This window comes from Candidatus Eisenbacteria bacterium, assembly GCA_020847735.1.
Lineage (GTDB): Bacteria > Eisenbacteria > RBG-16-71-46 > RBG-16-71-46 > RBG-16-71-46 > CAIXRL01.
On record JADLBL010000015.1, the window covers coordinates 191,472 to 207,130 of the forward strand.

The following is a 15,659-nucleotide window of genomic DNA, read 5'->3' on the forward strand; positions in this document are numbered from 1 at the left end:
GGTCGGGCACCGGGGACGCGAACGCCGCCGTCGCGCGCGGCGACGGCGGCGTGAACCACGTGGCCGGTGGGCGGGCGACGGGCGATCGCGGCGTCAGCCGCGCACGTTCGCCGTCATGAAGTCGCCGATGCGGCGCAGGCCTTCCTCGAGCTTCGGGATCGAGTTCGCGTAGGAAAGGCGGATGAAGCCCTCTCCCTCCTCGCCGAATCCCGTGCCCGGCAGCGTCACGACCCCCGCCTCCTCGAGCAGTCGGTCGGCGATCTGCGCCGAGGTGAGCCCGGTGCCGGCGATGCGCGGGAACGCGTAAAACGCCCCGGCGGGCATCGGGCACGACACGCCCGGGATGGCGTTCAGGCCCTTCACGATGACGTCCCTGCGCCGGCGGAACTCGGCGATCATCGCCGCGACCTCGTCCCGCGGTCCGGCGAGCGCGGCGATGCCGGCGCGCTGGATGAACGACGCCACGCACGAGGTGGAGTTGTTCATCAGCGTCGCCATGTGCTTCGCCAGCGGTTCGGCCATGATGCCGAAGCCCAGGCGCCAGCCGGTCATGGCGTAGGTCTTCGAGAAACCGTCCACGGTCACGGTGCGCTCGAACATCCCCGGCAGCGACCCGAACGCGGTGAACTCGCCTTCGTAGACCATGTCGCCGTAGATGTCGTCGGCGAGGACCATCAGGTCGTGCTTCACCACGAGTTCGCGCACCGCGTGCAGCGTCGAGAGCGGCAGCACGCCGCCGGTGGGGTTGTGCGGTGAGTTCAGGATGATCGCGCGGGACCGGTCCGTGAGGCGCGCACGCAGCGCGTCGAGGTCGAGGTCGAAGCCGCGCTCGGGAAGCAGCGGGACGGGCACGACCCGTGCCTCGAGGAAGCTGGCGATCGAGGCGTAGTTCGGAAACGCCGGGGAGGGAATCAGGATCTCGTCGCCGGGCTCGAGCAGCGCCATCATCGCGAACAGCAGCACCTGCTTGGCGCCGGGCGTCACCACGACGTGCGCCGGCCCGCACGGCAGGCCGCGGCGCTTCGCCCAGGTCGCGGCGATCGCGGCGCGGAACTCGGGCAGCCCGGCGGCCGGCCCGTAGTGGGTCCAGCCTTCGTCGAGCGCGCGTGCGGCCGCGTCACGAATGAAGCGCGGGGTGTCGAAGTCCGGCTCCCCGATGCCCAGGTGCACGACGCTGCGGCCGCTGGCCTCGAGCGCCTTGCCGCGCGCCAGCATGTCGAACGACGCGGCGGATCGGATGCGCTGCATGCGCTGCGCGAATCTCATCGGGGCCCTCCGTGCCGCGCTTCGAGTCGCGCGCGGCGTGTCCATTCGGCGGTCCAGCGCGGTGCGACGTCACGGCCGTCGCCTCCACTGATCGCGATCCCCAACCGTGCGCGTCCGCCGAGCACGGGCGCGTCCAGCTCGCATCGCGTCCTCGTGCCCGCACCCGAGAGCGCGCGAAGCACCAGGCGATCCGCATCCGTTTCGAGGACGTAGGCGCGCTCACCGCGCCGCACCCGCCAGGCCGCATGCGCCACGGACAGCAGCATGTCCGCGGGCAGTGCGGCTTGGACGTTCACGACCGACACCCGCCGGACGACCGAGCGAAGCCAGGGCCGCCCGGCCCACCATTCGTGCCGCAGCGCGAGCCGGCCGCGCGGCGAAGCCGCGCGCCACTCGCACCACGTGCCCTGCCGCATGCCGACCGCGGCCGCCGCGGCCGCGGACGAACCGGGAACGCGGCGCCAGCCACGATGCTCCTCGAAACCGACGAAGACGTCGGCATGTTGGACGAGACTCCGGTGCACTTCAAGGAAGCCCCGGTAACCCGGAGCCCCCGGGGCGTAGCGCCACAGGGCGAACAGGCCGCGGGCCTCGTTGCGCCCCGTTCCGCCGCGTGCGCTCGCCGCCAGCGCGCGCGACGGCCCGGTGCGACGGGGTTCGGCGAGCGACTGATAGCCGGAGGTGCCGGCGCGCACCAGAACGCGCAGCGCGAGCGGGCCCTCCGCGGCGTTCCACACGGACTCCGCGCGCCAGTTGCCGCGCGCATCCATTGCCAGTTCATGCCCCGAGCCGGCGAAACCCACGCCGGCGCTCGCCTGCCGGCCGGCCGGCCCACCCACGCCCGCGAAGGTGAAGGGGCCCGCGGACGCCCGCGCCGCGTGCAGGGTGCGCCGGGAGAATCTTCCGCTGAGCACGGCAAGGCGCTCGCCCGCCTCCCACGCGGCTCCCTCGCCGGCGCGGCCGCGCAGCGCCGCCAGCTCTCCGCGCTCCGGCGCGACCTCGCTCCAGACCTCGGCGGGCGCTCCCAACAGCAGCCCGCGATTCCAGCGCGGCGCCAGCCGGCCTACGCGCAGCGTGCCGCGGGCGAGCGGCGCCTCGAGGCGTCCTCCGGCCAGCGCGTCGTCGCCTTCGCGAAGCGAACCGGCGGTGCCGCCGCCGCGGAATCGCAACCGCTGCGACCGGCGCGGAGCCGAGCGGACCGAACCGTTCGCCGCGTACGTCGTCTCGTAGACGCCGTCGGCCAGCGAGTCGGTGCGTTCCACCTCGTAGTCGCCATCGCCCGCCTCCGGCGGAGGCGTGAACTCCTGCGCGCCCGCCGGCCGCGCGGGAGGCGTCCCGAGCAGCGCGAGCGCGAGGGCGATGGGCGCGGCGCTCCGGCGCATCGCCGCGCCGGCGGACGGGATCGCCCTCGGGTTCACGGCGACTCCCGGCCGGCGCCCCGCCGAAGCGTCAGCGACACGGTCGCCGTCTCACCCAGCACCGGATGCCCCTCGATACGCGCGGCGAAGCGCAGCCGCCCGCGCGTTCCCGCGAGGCCCACCGAGGCGCGGGTTGGGGAGCTGCGCGCCTCCGCCCATACGTCGAGAGCGCCGGCCGCGAGCGAAACGCCGGCGGACTGCGACCCGTCATCTTCCGCCGAGGCGGCGTCGATCGCGATCCAGCCCGCGAGCGCGCCGCGCGCCAGGCTCGCGCCCAGCTCGAGCGGCCGGGCGAGCGGCGGGGCCTCGCCCCGGGTCCACAACTGCGGCGCGCTCGCCCACAGGCGCACACCGGTCGCGGGCGCGATCCACGCTCCACCGCCGGCCTCGAATCCCGCGCCGAGCGCCGCATCGCTGGTCAGCAGGCCGCCGCCCGCGCGATCCCTGCGCGACACGATCCGCAACGCGAAACCGAACTCCGGGGTCGCGGCGCCCGCGCAGGCCCCGGCGCACGTCCAGCCCAGCTCGCCGTCGCCGGTCTGTGAGAGTCCCGCCGCGAGGCGCAGCGTGCGAACGGGCACGAGCAGCGACAGCGAGCGCGTCTCCAGATCGGGCAGCGCGAACCAGCGTGTCGCCGCGGCCTCGAACGCCCACCGTTCATCGGGCGCGGGCAGCGCGCGTTCGAGCAGCGCGGCCGATCCGGACTGCACGCCGGCGGCGAGCGCCGGCGTGAAGTCCTGAGACCTCACGACCGGTGCGCCGGCGAGCGCACCGACCCACAGGAGAGCCGCCCACAACTCCCGGCGCGCCGGCGGGTGGCGCCTCCTCGCGGCGGGGCCGCACCGCCCGCTCACGGCCGGCTTCCCAGGACCCGCAGCGTTTCCTGGCGCGTGACCGCACGCGCGCCGTCGTGCGCCCGCAGCACCGCGACGTACAGGCCGGGTGGCAGTTCGCCGAGCGCGACCCGGCGCGTGTCCGCCGCTCCGGACGCGACTTCGTCGAGCAGCCGGGCCGCACGCCGGCCGGCGAGGTCGTACAGCTCGATGGTCACGCGGCCGCGCGGCCAGGGCAGCGTCCAGGTCAGCGCGAGTTCGCGCTCGTGCGCTCCGAGCCGCCGGGGCGAGAGCGTCAACCCGCCGCCTTCCGCGCCCGGGTCCCGCGGGAACGCGAGCGGCGTGCCACGAGTCTCCCGTGCGCTCGTCCACACGCCGGCGCGCTTCTCGAGCGGTGTGCCCGCGGGGACGCCGGCGGCCGAGTACGGCACACGGTCGGCCGGCAATCCGTCGCGCTCCCGCAGCACGACCTCGTCGGCCGTGCCGTCCCCGCCGTCGCTGTTGTTGAAGCTCGGCCATGGGCCGACCGCGAGCACGCGGGTGCTGTCGAGTCCGGGAAACGCCGCCAGGAGCGCCGTGCGGTCCTGCGCGAGCACCGCGAGGCTTTCGGCCGCGAGCTCGACCGCGGCGATCAGCGGAACACCGGCGCTCGAGCGGTCGGCGAGCGTGCAGCCGGTCAGCACGAGCGGCACGCCCGAGCGATTGCGCACCTCGACCCACTCGCCTTCCCCGGCGGCCGGGTGGAACTGGATCTCGGTCAGCTCGAGCGGCCCCGGCCCCACGCGGAGTGCGAGCGTGTCCGCGTTGCTGGCGGGCGCTTCGTCGAGCGCGAGCACGACGTGGGCGAACAGCGCGCGCCTTCCCGCGTCGCCCGCGGCGGCCGGGCGGACGACTTCGAGGGTTTCTCCGGCGCCGATTCCCGGCAGCGACGCTGCGAGCGATTCGGCGAGCGCGTCCCCGGCCAGCACGAGCAGCGCTTCGCCGGCCGCGAGCGGTGCTCGCCCCGGGTTCGCGACCCGCAGCGAGACCAGGAGCGCTTCGCCCGGGGCCGGCTGCCCGGGTCGCACCAGCAGCGTGCCGCGCACGATCGCGAGATCGCGCTGGCGCTGGTTGGGGCGTCCCGGCGAGGGCTCCGCCGGCCGGAAGTCGAGCGCGTTGGATCCGAAGTCGGCGTCGTCGGGCACACGGGCGAGCGAGCTGCCCGAGGGCGCGTCCGTGGCGGGCGCACCGCAGGCGTACTCGGCGAACTCGTGCGTGCCCCAGCCGACCGTTTCGCGGCCGCCATCCGGCCATTCGAGGCGGATGGCGTCGGGACCGTTCTGCAGATCGAGCGTCGCGATCCGGTCCGGCGCGGGCGAGACCAGCGCGCCGCCGACCACGAAGCGCCCGTGCGCCGGCACGCTGTCGCCGGCCGCGCCGGTCCAGCGGAGGGTCCAGCGGCCGGCGGCCGAGCCGTCGCCCGACTCCAGTCGCAGTCCCGCCAGCGCGCAGGCCGAGCCCGACGGGTTGAAGAACTCCACGTACTCGCGGCCGCCGTCCTCGCCGGGAGCGTCGTAGTAAACCTCGGCGACGATCGCCCGTCCCGCCGGAGCGCAGACGGCCAGCGCCAGAGTCGCGGCCAGGTGCTGCAATACCATGAGGGTTTCGCCGCGGGGGCGTCGTGACTCGGGGGCCTGGGTGCGGCGCGAACACGCGCATCGCGGGCAAGCCACGTGCCGCGGCCGCGGCGCGGCGAGCCGTCCGACGCCGGCGCTCACGCACGTGGCGAAGAGCGGGCCTTCGGGCTAGGGCAGCCCGCGTCTCCTGCGCAGCGCCCATTCGGTCCCGAGCACCGCCACGAGCGCGGCGAAGAGCCACGGCGACTCCCACAGCCGCGTGCTCGCCGCGCGCCGGCGCGTGAGCGCGCGCGTCGAAAGCCCGCGCGCCCACGCGTCGGCGTGGCCGGCGTCGCCGGCCTTTCCGCCGCTCGCGCGCGCGATCGCGCCGAGGGTCGAGCTGTCCGGTTCGCTGCGCAGGGCTTCGAGACTCCAGCGGTCCACCGCGAAGGCCGTCGTCGCGCTTGCCCGCGTGCGGCCACCGCCCACGGCCTGCACGCTCACCTGCCAGCGGCCCGGCGGCAGCGCATCGAGCGACGCCGTGTAGCTGCCCGCTTCACCCGGCTCGAAGTCGAGAGACCGCGAGGCGCCGCGCCCGTCGCTCGCGGTCCCCGCGACCTGCGCGCCCGCCACCGGACGGAACGCCTCGTCCTGCAGCGACGCGAACAGCCGTACACGTTCGCCGTTGGCCGACAGCCAGCGCTCGGGGCGCACCCGCAGCGGCTCGCCCTGCACGGGCTCCGACAACCAGCGCACGGTCTTCCGCCACAATCGCCGGCCCCGTTCGCCCGCCAGCTCGTCGTTGCCCGCCAGCGACCAGCGCCAGAAGCCGGTGCCGTTGACGAGCAGCACCGGTCCACGGCCGGCGCGGCGCGCGAACACCAGCGGCGGGCCGCCGCCCTGCGCGCCGACGAGCACGCGATCTCCGCCGCCCGGCGAGAACGGCATCACGCCGGAAAGCGGCGCGGCCGCGCGCCAGGCGGCGTCCCCGCGCGCGGGATCGTCGTCCCAGGCGAGCAGCTCCTCGGCGGCCGGGCTCGGCTGCGGCCGCACCTCGAGCGTCGAAGCGCCCGTCCGGGGAAACTGCAATTCGGCGGCGAGCGCCCCGCGCGAATAGCGGACGAGACCCGGGGCCGGTCCGCCCAGCAGCAGCAAACCTCCGCCGCCGCGCACGAAGGCCGCCAGCGCGCGGTCGAACCCGTCGCTCACCTCGGCCGCGGCGAGCGCATCGAGGATCACGACCGCGCGCCCCCGCAGGTCGGCGGCCGACGGCGGGCCGCCCGCGTGTTCGAGCGATCGCCAGCCTCCGCGCTCGCGCACGCGCGTCTCGAGCGCCAGCGACGAATCGCCGAGCAGCGCGCGACGCAGGAACGTGAGATCCCAGTTGAGCTGGCCCGTCACGATCAGCACGCCGAGCCGGCCCGGCGCCACCTGCACCGCGGCTTCGCGCGAGTCGTTGAGCGCGCTCGCGTCGCCCGGCAGCGAATCCACGCGCGCCGTCCACACCGCGAGCCCGGGCCGCACCGGCGTCACGCGCAGCGTGACCGCGGCCTCGGCGCCCGGCCCCGGCGCCGGAACGGTCGCCCGAGCCAGTTCGCGGCCGTCCTCCAGCACGCGCACCGGGATCGCCGTGCCGCGCGGTTCGCTCGACCGGACGCGCACGCGCACCGGCGCCGCCTCGCCAACGCGCGCGACCGGCGAGGTCTCGACCTCGGCGATCGCGCGATCGGGTCCCGCCGGGCCGCCGATCGTCACCGTGTGCACCGGCACGCCCAGTTCGCGCGCGGCCGCGACCGGGTCGGCGCCCGCGTTGACGACTCCGTCGCTCACGACGATCACGCCGTCGGGCCGCCGCTCGACCGGCTCGGCCGCGAGCGCCGTCAGCGCGTCACCCAGCGCCGTGGACTGGCGCGCCACCGACCCCGTGTCGGCGGCCAGGGTCGCGGCGAAGGGGCGCGTCTGCACGCTCGCGCGCCCGCGCAGCGCCCCCGCCAGATCCTTCGCCACGCGCGCGGCCACTTCGGAGCGCGGCGGTCCCCCGGGAGAGGAGCGCAGGTCCATGCTCGCCGAGACGTCGAGCAGCACCGTCACGCGCCGGCCGGCCGCGGGCAGCGCCCGATCGAGCACCGGCTGGGCGAGCAGCCAGGCAAGCGTCACGAGGGCCGCGCCGCGCAGGATCGCCAGCAGCCGCCGCATGCCCCGCGGCAGCGGCGGGGTCCCGAATGCGTACGCCCACACGGCCAGCGCCACCAGCACCAGCGACAGCAGGGCGAGCGCGATCCACGGCGCGTTGGGCGCGAAGTGCAGCGAGAGGTCGTTCACGAGTCGGCGAAGCTAGCGCGGCGAAGCCGCGGGACGCCAGCCGAAGTCACCAGCGCTCGGAAAGCCGCGCCGGGAGCGGCGCGTCCCGGCGCGCGGCGGGGCACGATCCGCCGGGCCGCAGGGCGCGGCCGCGGGCGTGACGCGTCTCAGGCGCTGCCCGCCGCCTGGCGGGCCGCGCGCTCCTGGTCGGCCAGGCGCAGGCCCTCGAGAATCAGCCGGTCGAGGTCGAGATCAATCTGGATGTCCTCGTCGCACACGGTTTCGCCCGGAACGAACTGGAACCGGCCGTCGCGCCACAGGACGAGCCCGTAGACGATGCGGCGCAGCACCTCGTGCACGGCGTCGCGCACCTGCTCGGAGTTCGTCTCGCCCGCTTCGATCAGCAGCTCGCCGATCCGCCGGCGTCCGTCCGAGCGCTGGCGCTCGAGCGCGCGCGCGAGCGCGTCCGGCCGCACCTGACCGCGGTGGACGAGCACCTCGCCCGCGCGCACCGACATGCCGGACGTGCGGGCGAACACCGGGCGACCCCGCTCGAGGAACAACTCCACCCGTTCGGATTCGCGCAGCAGTTCGAGCCGGCCGCTCGCCTGCGCGAGCTGCAGGAGCTGCAGCACCTCGGTCGGGAAGAAGTGCGCGAGATCGCCCGCGAGCGCCGCGGGCAGGGTCACGCCTTCCATCGCACGTCGCCCACCACTCGACCCTCGGAGCGCGCCGCTTCGGTCATCATCTTCAGGTTGTACCAGCCGACGAGGAAGATCTGCACGGTCGTCGCGGCCAGCAGCACGCCCAGCGCGATTTCGGTGAGCGGGGTGAGCGTGCGCGCGAGCTGATCGCTCAGCGCCCACAGCAGCGTCAGCAGCGCGATCAGCGAACCCATCACGACGCCCGTGAACCGGCCGAACGAAGTCGAATGGATGGTGACCGGACCGACGCACAGGTACAGGTAGGCGCCGCCCGTGACGAGGACTGCGTAGCGGGTGACGCCGATCCAGAAGACCACCGGCGAGAGCAGGCCGGCCGCCGCGAGCCCGGCGAGCATCGCGAGGTTGAAGACGATGTCCACCAGCGGGTCGAGCACCGTGCCCATGCGGGTCGTCTGCTGCCAGCGGCGCGCGATCCAGCCGTCGAGCACGTCCGAGAGCGCGGCGACGAGGTAGGTGACGAACGCCACCATGAAGTGCCGCTCCTCGAGGAACAGCACGATGCCCGGCACCAGCGAGATGCGCAGCAGCGTGAGCGTGAGCGGCACGTTGAGCGCCGCCAGCCGGTACCCCTTCGCATCGCGCAGCAGCCCGACGTACAGCGAGACGAACGCGAACGCCGCCAGCACCCAGAGCGCGGTGTGCAGGAAGAACCGGTACGCGAGCGCCCGGTCCCAGGTGAGGCTCATCGCCACCGAGCCCAGGAACGCCAGGGCGAAGAAGGCCAGCGCCAGCGTCCAGATCGAGCGCACGGCGAACGGGTTCGCGAGCCAGTCGGCGCGCGCCTGTGCGGCCACGTGGCGCACGTACGTGAGGATGGCGCGCGGCGCGAAGCGCCGCGACCTCAGCTCGCGCAGGTGTTCCTCGATGAACATGGCGGCCCCCCCGGTCCGATGCGCCGCAACCATACGCGCTCGCCGCGGCACGTGCACGCCCGCGGCCCTCGCGCGCCTTGCGTCCGCCGGGGGCGCGCGCTTCACGCCGGGCAGGCGAAAGGCCGGGACGCACGTTCGTCCCGGCCCTCGTCGTGTCGCGGGACGGAGCCTACCGCCGGTCGCTCTCGGCGGCCGTGCCCCGGACCGCCGCCTGTGCCGCCGCGAGACGCGCGATCGGCACGCGGAACGGCGAGCAGGAGACGTAGTCGAGATGGATCCGGTGGCAGAACTCGACGCTGGCCGGATCGCCGCCGTGTTCGCCACAGATGCCGACCTTGAGCCCCGGGCGGGTCTGGCGGCCGTGCCGGACCGCCCAGTCCATCAGCATCCCCACGCCCTCCTGGTCCACCGAGACGAACGGGTCGCCGGGCAGGATGCCGCGGCTCACGTAGTCGGGCAGGAACTTGCCGGCGTCGTCACGCGAGAAGCCGTAGGTCAGCTGCGTGAGGTCGTTGGTGCCGAAGGAGAAGAACTCGGCGACCCCGGCGACGCGCCCCGCGGCCAGCGCCGCGCGCGGAACCTCGATCATCGTGCCGACCAGGTAGTCGAGCTTCACGCCGTTCGTGCGCATGGTCTCCTCGGCCACGCGACGCACGATCGCGGCCTGGTCCTCGAGCTCGGCGACCGTGCCGATGAGCGGGATCATGATCTCGGGCACGACCCGGCCGCCCTCCTTCACGACCTTGCAGGCCGCTTCGAAAATGGCGCGAGCCTGCATCTCGGTCACCTCGGGATAGGTGATGCCGAGGCGGCAGCCGCGGTGGCCCATCATCGGGTTGAACTCGTGCAGCTCCTCGACGCGCTTGAGCAGCTCGGGCATGCCCTTGCGGAGCTGTCCGACCGTCAGCCGGTACTTCTTCGCCATTTCCCTGCGGCGCGCGAGCGACGCGCGCGGGAAGAGCGCGATGTCCACCATGAGGTCCTCGCGCTTGGGCAGGAACTCGTGCAGCGGCGGATCGAGCGTGCGGATCGTGACCGGATGGCCCTTCATGGCCTTGAACAATCCGTGGAAGTCCTTGCGCTGGACCGGCAGGAGCTTCGCGAGCGCGCCGCGGTAGGACTTCAGCGGCGCCGCCAGTTCCCTGCGCAGCGCGGCGACCTCGGCCTTGAGCGCCTTCGCCTCGGAGCCCGGCGACGCTCCGGCGAGCGCCTTCTCCCGGGCCGCGAGCCTTTCCGAAAGCGCCTTGACCACCGGCGCCGCCATGATCATCTGCACGACGTGCGGCAGCCGCTCCTCGGCGAAGAACATGTGCTCGGTGCGGCACAGCCCGATGCCCTCCGCACCGAACTCGACGGCCTTGATCGCGTCGCGCGGGATGTCGGCGTTCGCACGCACCTTCAGCCGGCGGTGACGATCGGCGATCTTCATGTACTCGCTGAACTCGCCGCTCACCTCGGCGTCAATCGTCGGCACGGCGCCCAGGATGACGCGGCCGGTCGAGCCGTCCAGCGTGATCCAGTCGCCTTCCTTCACGACGCGCCCGTCCACCGTCATGGTGCGGCTCTTCTCGTTCACGTGGATGGCCGAGGCCCCCGAGACGCACGGCTTGCCCATGCCGCGCGCCACGACGGCGGCGTGGCTGGTCATTCCGCCGGTCGCGGTCAGAATGCCCTGGGCGGCGTCCATGCCGTGGATGTCGTCGGGCGTCGTCTCCTTGCGCACCAGGATGACCTTCTTGTGCGCGTGCCCCATCTCGGCGGCGGTGTCCGCGTCGAACACGGCGATGCCGACGGCCGCGCCCGGCGATGCCGACAAGCCGCGGGCGACGACCTGGACCTTCGCCTTCGGATCGAGGCGCGGGTGCAGGAGCTGGTCGAGCGAGGCGGGGTCCACGCGGAGGATGGCCTCCTCCTCGGAGATCAGCCCTTCCGTCACCATGTCCACCGCGATGCGCACGGCGGCCTGCGCGGTGCGCTTGCCGTTGCGGGTCTGGAGCAGGAACAGCCGGCCGTCCTGGATCGTGAACTCGAAGTCCTGGACGTCGCGATAATGCTGCTCGAGCCGGCTCGTGATCTGCCGCAGCTGCTGATAGACCTCGGGCATCTCCTTCTCGAGATCCGCGATCGGGTGGGGCGTCCGAACGCCGGCCACGACGTCCTCGCCCTGCGCGTTCGTGAGGTATTCGCCGTAAAACTGCCGTTCGCCGGTGGACGGGTTGCGGGTGAAGCCGACGCCCGTGCCCGACGTCTCCCCCATGTTGCCGAACACCATCGCCTGCACGTTCACGGCGGTGCCGATGTCGTCGGGGATGCCGTTCTGGCGGCGGTAGTAGATCGCCCGGTCGTTGTTCCACGAGCGGAACACGGCGTCGCGCGCCAGCGCGAGCTGCTCGAGCGGATCCTGCGGGAAGTCCCGGCCCGCGCGCTTGCGGACGTGGCGCTTGAAGTCGAGCGTGAGCTGCTCGAGGTCCGCGGCCGTCAGCTCGGTGTCGAGTTGGACCCGGCGCTTGCGCTTGAGCGCCTCGATGAGGTGCTCGAACTCGTTTTTCTCGAAGTCCATGACGACCGACGCGAACATCTGGATGAAGCGCCGGTAGCAGTCCCAGGCGAAGCGCTCGTTGCCGGTCTTGTGGGCGAGGCCGGCGACCGAACGGTCGTTGAGCCCGAGGTTGAGGATCGTGTCCATCATGCCCGGCATCGAGAACTTGGCGCCCGAGCGGACCGACACGAGCAGCGGATCGTCCGCGAAGCCCAGCTTCCTGCCGAGCGTCGCCTCGAGCCGCGCGAGCGCCTGGTCCTGCTGCGAGGCGAAGGTCGGGGGCAGCCTGCGGTCGTGCGCGTAGTACCAGCGGCAGACGGCGGTCGTGATCGTGAAGCCCGGCGGCACCGGCACGCCGGCGTTGGTCATCTCGGCGAGGCCCGCGCCCTTGCCGCCGAGGACGTCCTTCATCTGGCCGTTGCCCTCGGCCGAGCCGTCACCGAAGAAGTAGACGTACGGGTCGTGGGTGTCGGATTCCCGGTCGCTCGAAATGGCCGGGTCGTTCTCGGTCGTGCTCATGCCTGAACCTCCGTGTGCGAGTGGACAATTCCCGCGAGAATAGCGAGCGGCCGATGGCGTCACAAGCCACCGGCCGCGCGCGTTTTCGGAATGTTTCAGCCGCCGGAGATCACTTCGACGGCAGCACCCTGCCGTGCATCACGGTCGGCTTGCGGAACAGGGAAGGGTCGTGATCGCCGTTGAGGGTGATCAGCCGGGTCCGGTAGTAGGTCACCCGTTCGCCGTCGAGCAGGCGCTCTTCGAACGCCGGCAGGACGAGCCCGAGCACCGTCTTCCATTCGGAAAACAGCCGGCGCTCGTGCCAGCGCAGGTCGGAGCCCAGCCCGGCGTCCGCCGCGACGACGCGCTTCGTCGCGCGGTCGATCGCCAGCCGAAGCCGTTGCCCGCCCGGGGCCGTGAAATCCACCAGGTCGCACGCCGACCCGCCGATCGTTTCGGCGCCGCGCAGCGCCGCGCCGCTGCCTTCGTCCGCCGCCGCCCGCAGCAGATGCACGAGGTCCCCCTGGAACGTGGACTGGAGCGAGCGCACCTCGAGCGAATCGGCCAGCTTGAGACTGGCCGTGTCCCCCACCCCCAGCGTCCAGGCTTCGTTCCCGTTCAGGGTCTGCCGAATCTCGAACGTGAGCATGCGCGTGGATTGCGAGAGCTGCATCGGGTCCACCCGCACGACGCTGTACTGGCCCTCGACCTTCTGGCCCCGGGACTCGATGCCGATGTCTCCTTCGTAGGCGCTCGACTTCGCCGAGGCGAGCCGCGCCGCACCGCCGTGCGCCTCGATCGCTCCGGCGATCGCGGCCCGGCCGGCGCGCAACTGTTCCGCGGTCGGCGCCGGCAGCGTGTCGGGACGGCTCGTGCGCCGGACGCTGATCGGAACGCTCGCGACCTTGCCGAGCGGAGCGAGCAGCCGCTGCACGCGGTCCGCCGGGCCCGCGACGAACACCGTCGGCGGCGCGCCGAGCGCGCGGGCGACGGGGGCGAGATCCAGCGACGGCGAGGCGATCGCGGTGATCGCGTGCGTCACGGCGTCGGGAGTCAGCCCCGCGAAGTCGTCCGCCTGCCAGCGGCTGATCCGCGCCCCGATCGTTTCGAGCTCGAGCGGCACGGACTGCGCGACGCGGTGTTGCAGCGCCTTCTCCGACGCGCCGGTGGGCGGCGAGGCCGCGAAGCCGCGCAGCGTTCCGAGCAGGCGGCCCGCGATCGCGCGCGCCGAGTCGGCCGGACCTTCGTCGGCGAGGACGAGCAGACTGGCGTCGCGCAGCGAGGTGAGCGCGACCGAGGCGCCACTGCCCGCGAGCCGGTCCTCGAGCGCCGCCCGCGCCACCTGCCAGGCGGCGAGTTCCGGAGCCGCCCTGCCGGGTCCGCGCACCAGGACGCGGACTTCGGCACGCGGGCTTCCGGGCAGGTCCATCAGCCGCACGCCCGCCTGCGGCGCCGGGGCGGGACGCGCCCGGTCGGCGGCGACCTTGCCGGCCCAGCGCCCGAACACGTCCTGCGCGGCCGCGAACGCGTGTTCGGGCGTCACGTCACCGGCGATGGCCAGCACCGCGCGGTCCGGGCGCCAGCGGTCGCGCACGAAGTTCTTCACATCCTCGAGGTGCGTCTCGAGCAGGCCGTCGAAGACGCCGCCCTCGGGGTGTCCGTACGGATGCGGATCCAGCGCGATGCCCCACATCCGGTCGTCCGCCAGCGCCGCTTCGCTTCGCGCCCGGGAGCGCAGTCGCGCGATCATCGCGCCCTGGGCCGACTGAAAGGGCTCCTCTTCGAGTCGCGGGCTGACGACCACGTCGGCCATGATCTCGAGCGCGGCGTCGAAGGACGACGATCGCGCGCCACAGGCCGCCAGCGCGTAGTCGCGCTGCGCACTGATCGCCAGCGTCGCGCCCGCCGCGCCGAGGTCGGCCGCGAGCTGCTCGCGGGTGCGCGAGGCCGAACCGGCCTGCACGATACGCGAGGTCAGCTCCGCCAGGCCCGGCAGCGAGTCCGGCTCGTCGGCCGTACCGGCGGGCACGAGAAGCTGCGCCTGCACGATGGGCAGCGAGCCGGAGGGAAAGACCACGACCCGCAGTCCGTTGGCGAGCGTTCGCGAAACGGGCTCGGGGAAGCGCGGCGAAGGCGCCGCGGGCGTCACGACGGCGGCCATCGCGGCCGTTGCGGCCATCAGGCTCGTCACGACGGCCGACAGGGTCGCGGCGTACGCCCGCCGCGGCAACACGGCTCCTGGCTCGGAAAGTCGCTTCATGTCAGCGGCCCTCCCCGGCCGGCACGTACCACGAGACGCTGCGTCCCGAGTCGAGCAGCCATTTCCGGGCGACGCGTTGCACGTCCTCGGGCGTCAGGTTCTCGAGCGCCTCGATGCGCCTGCCGACGAGCGCCGGATCGTCGTGCTCGAACACCGCCTCGCCGATCGCCGCCGCGCGCGCGCGCACCGCCTGCGAACCGAACAGCGCATCGAGCACCAGCCGCGAGCGGAGCCGGGTGAACGGTTCCGCCGGCAGCGGCTCGCGGGCGAGCCGCCCGACCTCGTCGAGCATCACACGTTCGGCCGCGCTCGAGTCCGCGCCCGCATCCAGCGCCGCCGCCACCCAGAGCAGCGAGGCGTCACGGTAGGACTGCAGACCGCATTCGGTCGCGACCGCCACCTTCCATTCGCTCTCGAGCGCGCTCCGGTAGCGCGAGCTGTCCGCGCCGAGGGCCGCGGCCAGCAGCTCGAATGCCGGTGCGTCGGCGTCGCCCGATCCGGGCCCGCGCCAGCCCGCGAACGCGAGCCGCAGCGGTGTCTGCCCGGCCGTCCAGGCGCGCCGTTCGCCCGCCGGCGGCAGCGGCACCGGCGCGAACGGCGAAGCGGCTCCGCGTGGAATCGCCTCGAACAGGGTACGCACCGACGCGAGCGTGCCCGCGGGTTCGAACAGGCCGGTGATCGTGAGCACCGCACCGCCTGCGCCGTAGTGCGAGCGGCGCCAGGCCTCGACCGTCGCGGGGGTCAGGCGGCGCAGATCGTCCGCCTCGCCCCACGGCGAGCGGCCATAGGCGCCGTCGCCGAACGCCGTCGCCACGAGCCGGCTCAGGCCGCGCGCCATGGGCGTGGCCTCCGCGCGCAGCCGACGGTCGGCAAGCGCCTGCGCGCGCGAAGCGTCGAACGCCTTCGCGGACACGGCAAGGCCGCGCATGCGATCGGCCTCGAGGCGCAGCGCCAGCGTCAGCGCGCCGGCGGGAATCGTCTGCGAATAGCTGGCGGCGTCGGGAGTGTTCGAGTTGCCGAGCGTCGCCCCTTCGGCGCCAAGCAGCCGCACGTGCTCGCCGTCGGGAAAGTGCGCCGAGCCGCGGTACATGAGCCGCGAGACCAGCGAGGAGACGCCCGCCATGCCCTTCGGTTCCCAGCGCGTACCGGCGGGGTACCAGACCGACACGTCCACCGCGGTCGCGAGCGAGTCGGGCGCAAGCACGACCCGCAGCCCGTTGCGCAGGGTCGTCACGCTGGGCCCTGCCCCGGCGTGCGACGGCGCGGGCGAAAGGGAAAGCAGCACCGCGCATGCGAGCGCGGGGAAACACAGGCGATTCATCCCGGTCCGGTTCCTTTCGACGGGCGGCTGA

Annotated in this window: 10 protein-coding genes; all 10 read right to left on the reverse strand. The window is 73.7% G+C overall.

Annotated features, from left to right (window positions below):
• Positions 1-93 precede the first annotated feature (93 nt).
• Positions 94-1,266: a pyridoxal phosphate-dependent aminotransferase gene (locus IT347_07145; GenBank protein ID MCC6349348.1), complete on the reverse strand. Its 1,173-nt coding sequence runs from the start codon at positions 1,264-1,266 to the stop codon at positions 94-96.
• Entirely contained in the window at positions 1,263-2,684 is a 1,422-nt protein-coding gene (locus IT347_07150; GenBank protein ID MCC6349349.1) for a hypothetical protein, read from the reverse strand. Before IT347_07150 ends, IT347_07145 begins: the two co-directional genes overlap by 4 nt.
• The gene (locus IT347_07155) at positions 2,681-3,433 is read right to left on the reverse strand and encodes a hypothetical protein (protein MCC6349350.1); all 753 of its coding nucleotides are present in this window, start codon (positions 3,431-3,433) and stop codon (positions 2,681-2,683) included. The genes IT347_07150 and IT347_07155 overlap by 4 nt, the downstream gene beginning before the upstream one ends.
• 101 nt (positions 3,434-3,534) lie before the next feature.
• Positions 3,535-5,154, reverse strand: coding sequence for a lamin tail domain-containing protein (locus IT347_07160; protein ID MCC6349351.1), 1,620 nt, complete (start codon positions 5,152-5,154; stop codon positions 3,535-3,537).
• A gap of 147 nt (positions 5,155-5,301) precedes the next feature.
• A complete protein-coding gene (locus tag IT347_07165) occupies positions 5,302-7,434 on the reverse strand; it encodes a hypothetical protein (GenBank protein MCC6349352.1) in 2,133 nt (710 codons plus the stop codon).
• A gap of 146 nt (positions 7,435-7,580) precedes the next feature.
• Positions 7,581-8,102 carry a DUF4388 domain-containing protein gene (locus tag IT347_07170; protein ID MCC6349353.1) on the reverse strand — a complete coding sequence of 174 codons (522 nt, stop codon included), beginning with the start codon at positions 8,100-8,102 and terminating at the stop codon, positions 7,581-7,583.
• Entirely contained in the window at positions 8,099-9,010 is a 912-nt protein-coding gene (locus tag IT347_07175; protein ID MCC6349354.1) for a CDP-alcohol phosphatidyltransferase family protein, read from the reverse strand. Before IT347_07175 ends, IT347_07170 begins: the two co-directional genes overlap by 4 nt.
• Positions 9,011-9,179: 169 nt before the next feature.
• Positions 9,180-12,068, reverse strand: a complete 2,889-nt coding sequence (locus IT347_07180; protein MCC6349355.1) for a pyruvate, phosphate dikinase — start codon at positions 12,066-12,068, stop codon at positions 9,180-9,182.
• 109 nt (positions 12,069-12,177) lie between these two features.
• Entirely contained in the window at positions 12,178-14,307 is a 2,130-nt protein-coding gene (locus IT347_07185) for an insulinase family protein (GenBank protein ID MCC6349356.1), read from the reverse strand.
• 1 nt (position 14,308) lies between these two features.
• On the reverse strand, positions 14,309-15,628 hold the full coding sequence (locus IT347_07190; protein ID MCC6349357.1) for an insulinase family protein: 1,320 nt from the start codon (positions 15,626-15,628) through the stop codon (positions 14,309-14,311).
• Positions 15,629-15,659 lie beyond the last annotated feature (31 nt).

What these genes read in the sequence shown, in the direction of transcription:
- IT347_07145 (MCC6349348.1), bottom strand. Translation starts at nt 1,266, where the DNA reads ATGAGATTCGCGCAGCGCATGCAGCGCATCCGATCCGCCGCGTCGTTC.
- IT347_07160 (MCC6349351.1), bottom strand. Translation starts at nt 5,154, where the DNA reads ATGGTATTGCAGCACCTGGCCGCGACTCTGGCGCTGGCCGTCTGCGCT.
- IT347_07175 (MCC6349354.1), bottom strand. Translation starts at nt 9,010, where the DNA reads ATGTTCATCGAGGAACACCTGCGCGAGCTGAGGTCGCGGCGCTTCGCG.
- IT347_07180 (MCC6349355.1), bottom strand. Translation starts at nt 12,068, where the DNA reads ATGAGCACGACCGAGAACGACCCGGCCATTTCGAGCGACCGGGAATCC.
- IT347_07185 (MCC6349356.1), bottom strand. Translation starts at nt 14,307, where the DNA reads ATGAAGCGACTTTCCGAGCCAGGAGCCGTGTTGCCGCGGCGGGCGTAC.
- IT347_07190 (MCC6349357.1), bottom strand. Translation starts at nt 15,628, where the DNA reads ATGAATCGCCTGTGTTTCCCCGCGCTCGCATGCGCGGTGCTGCTTTCC.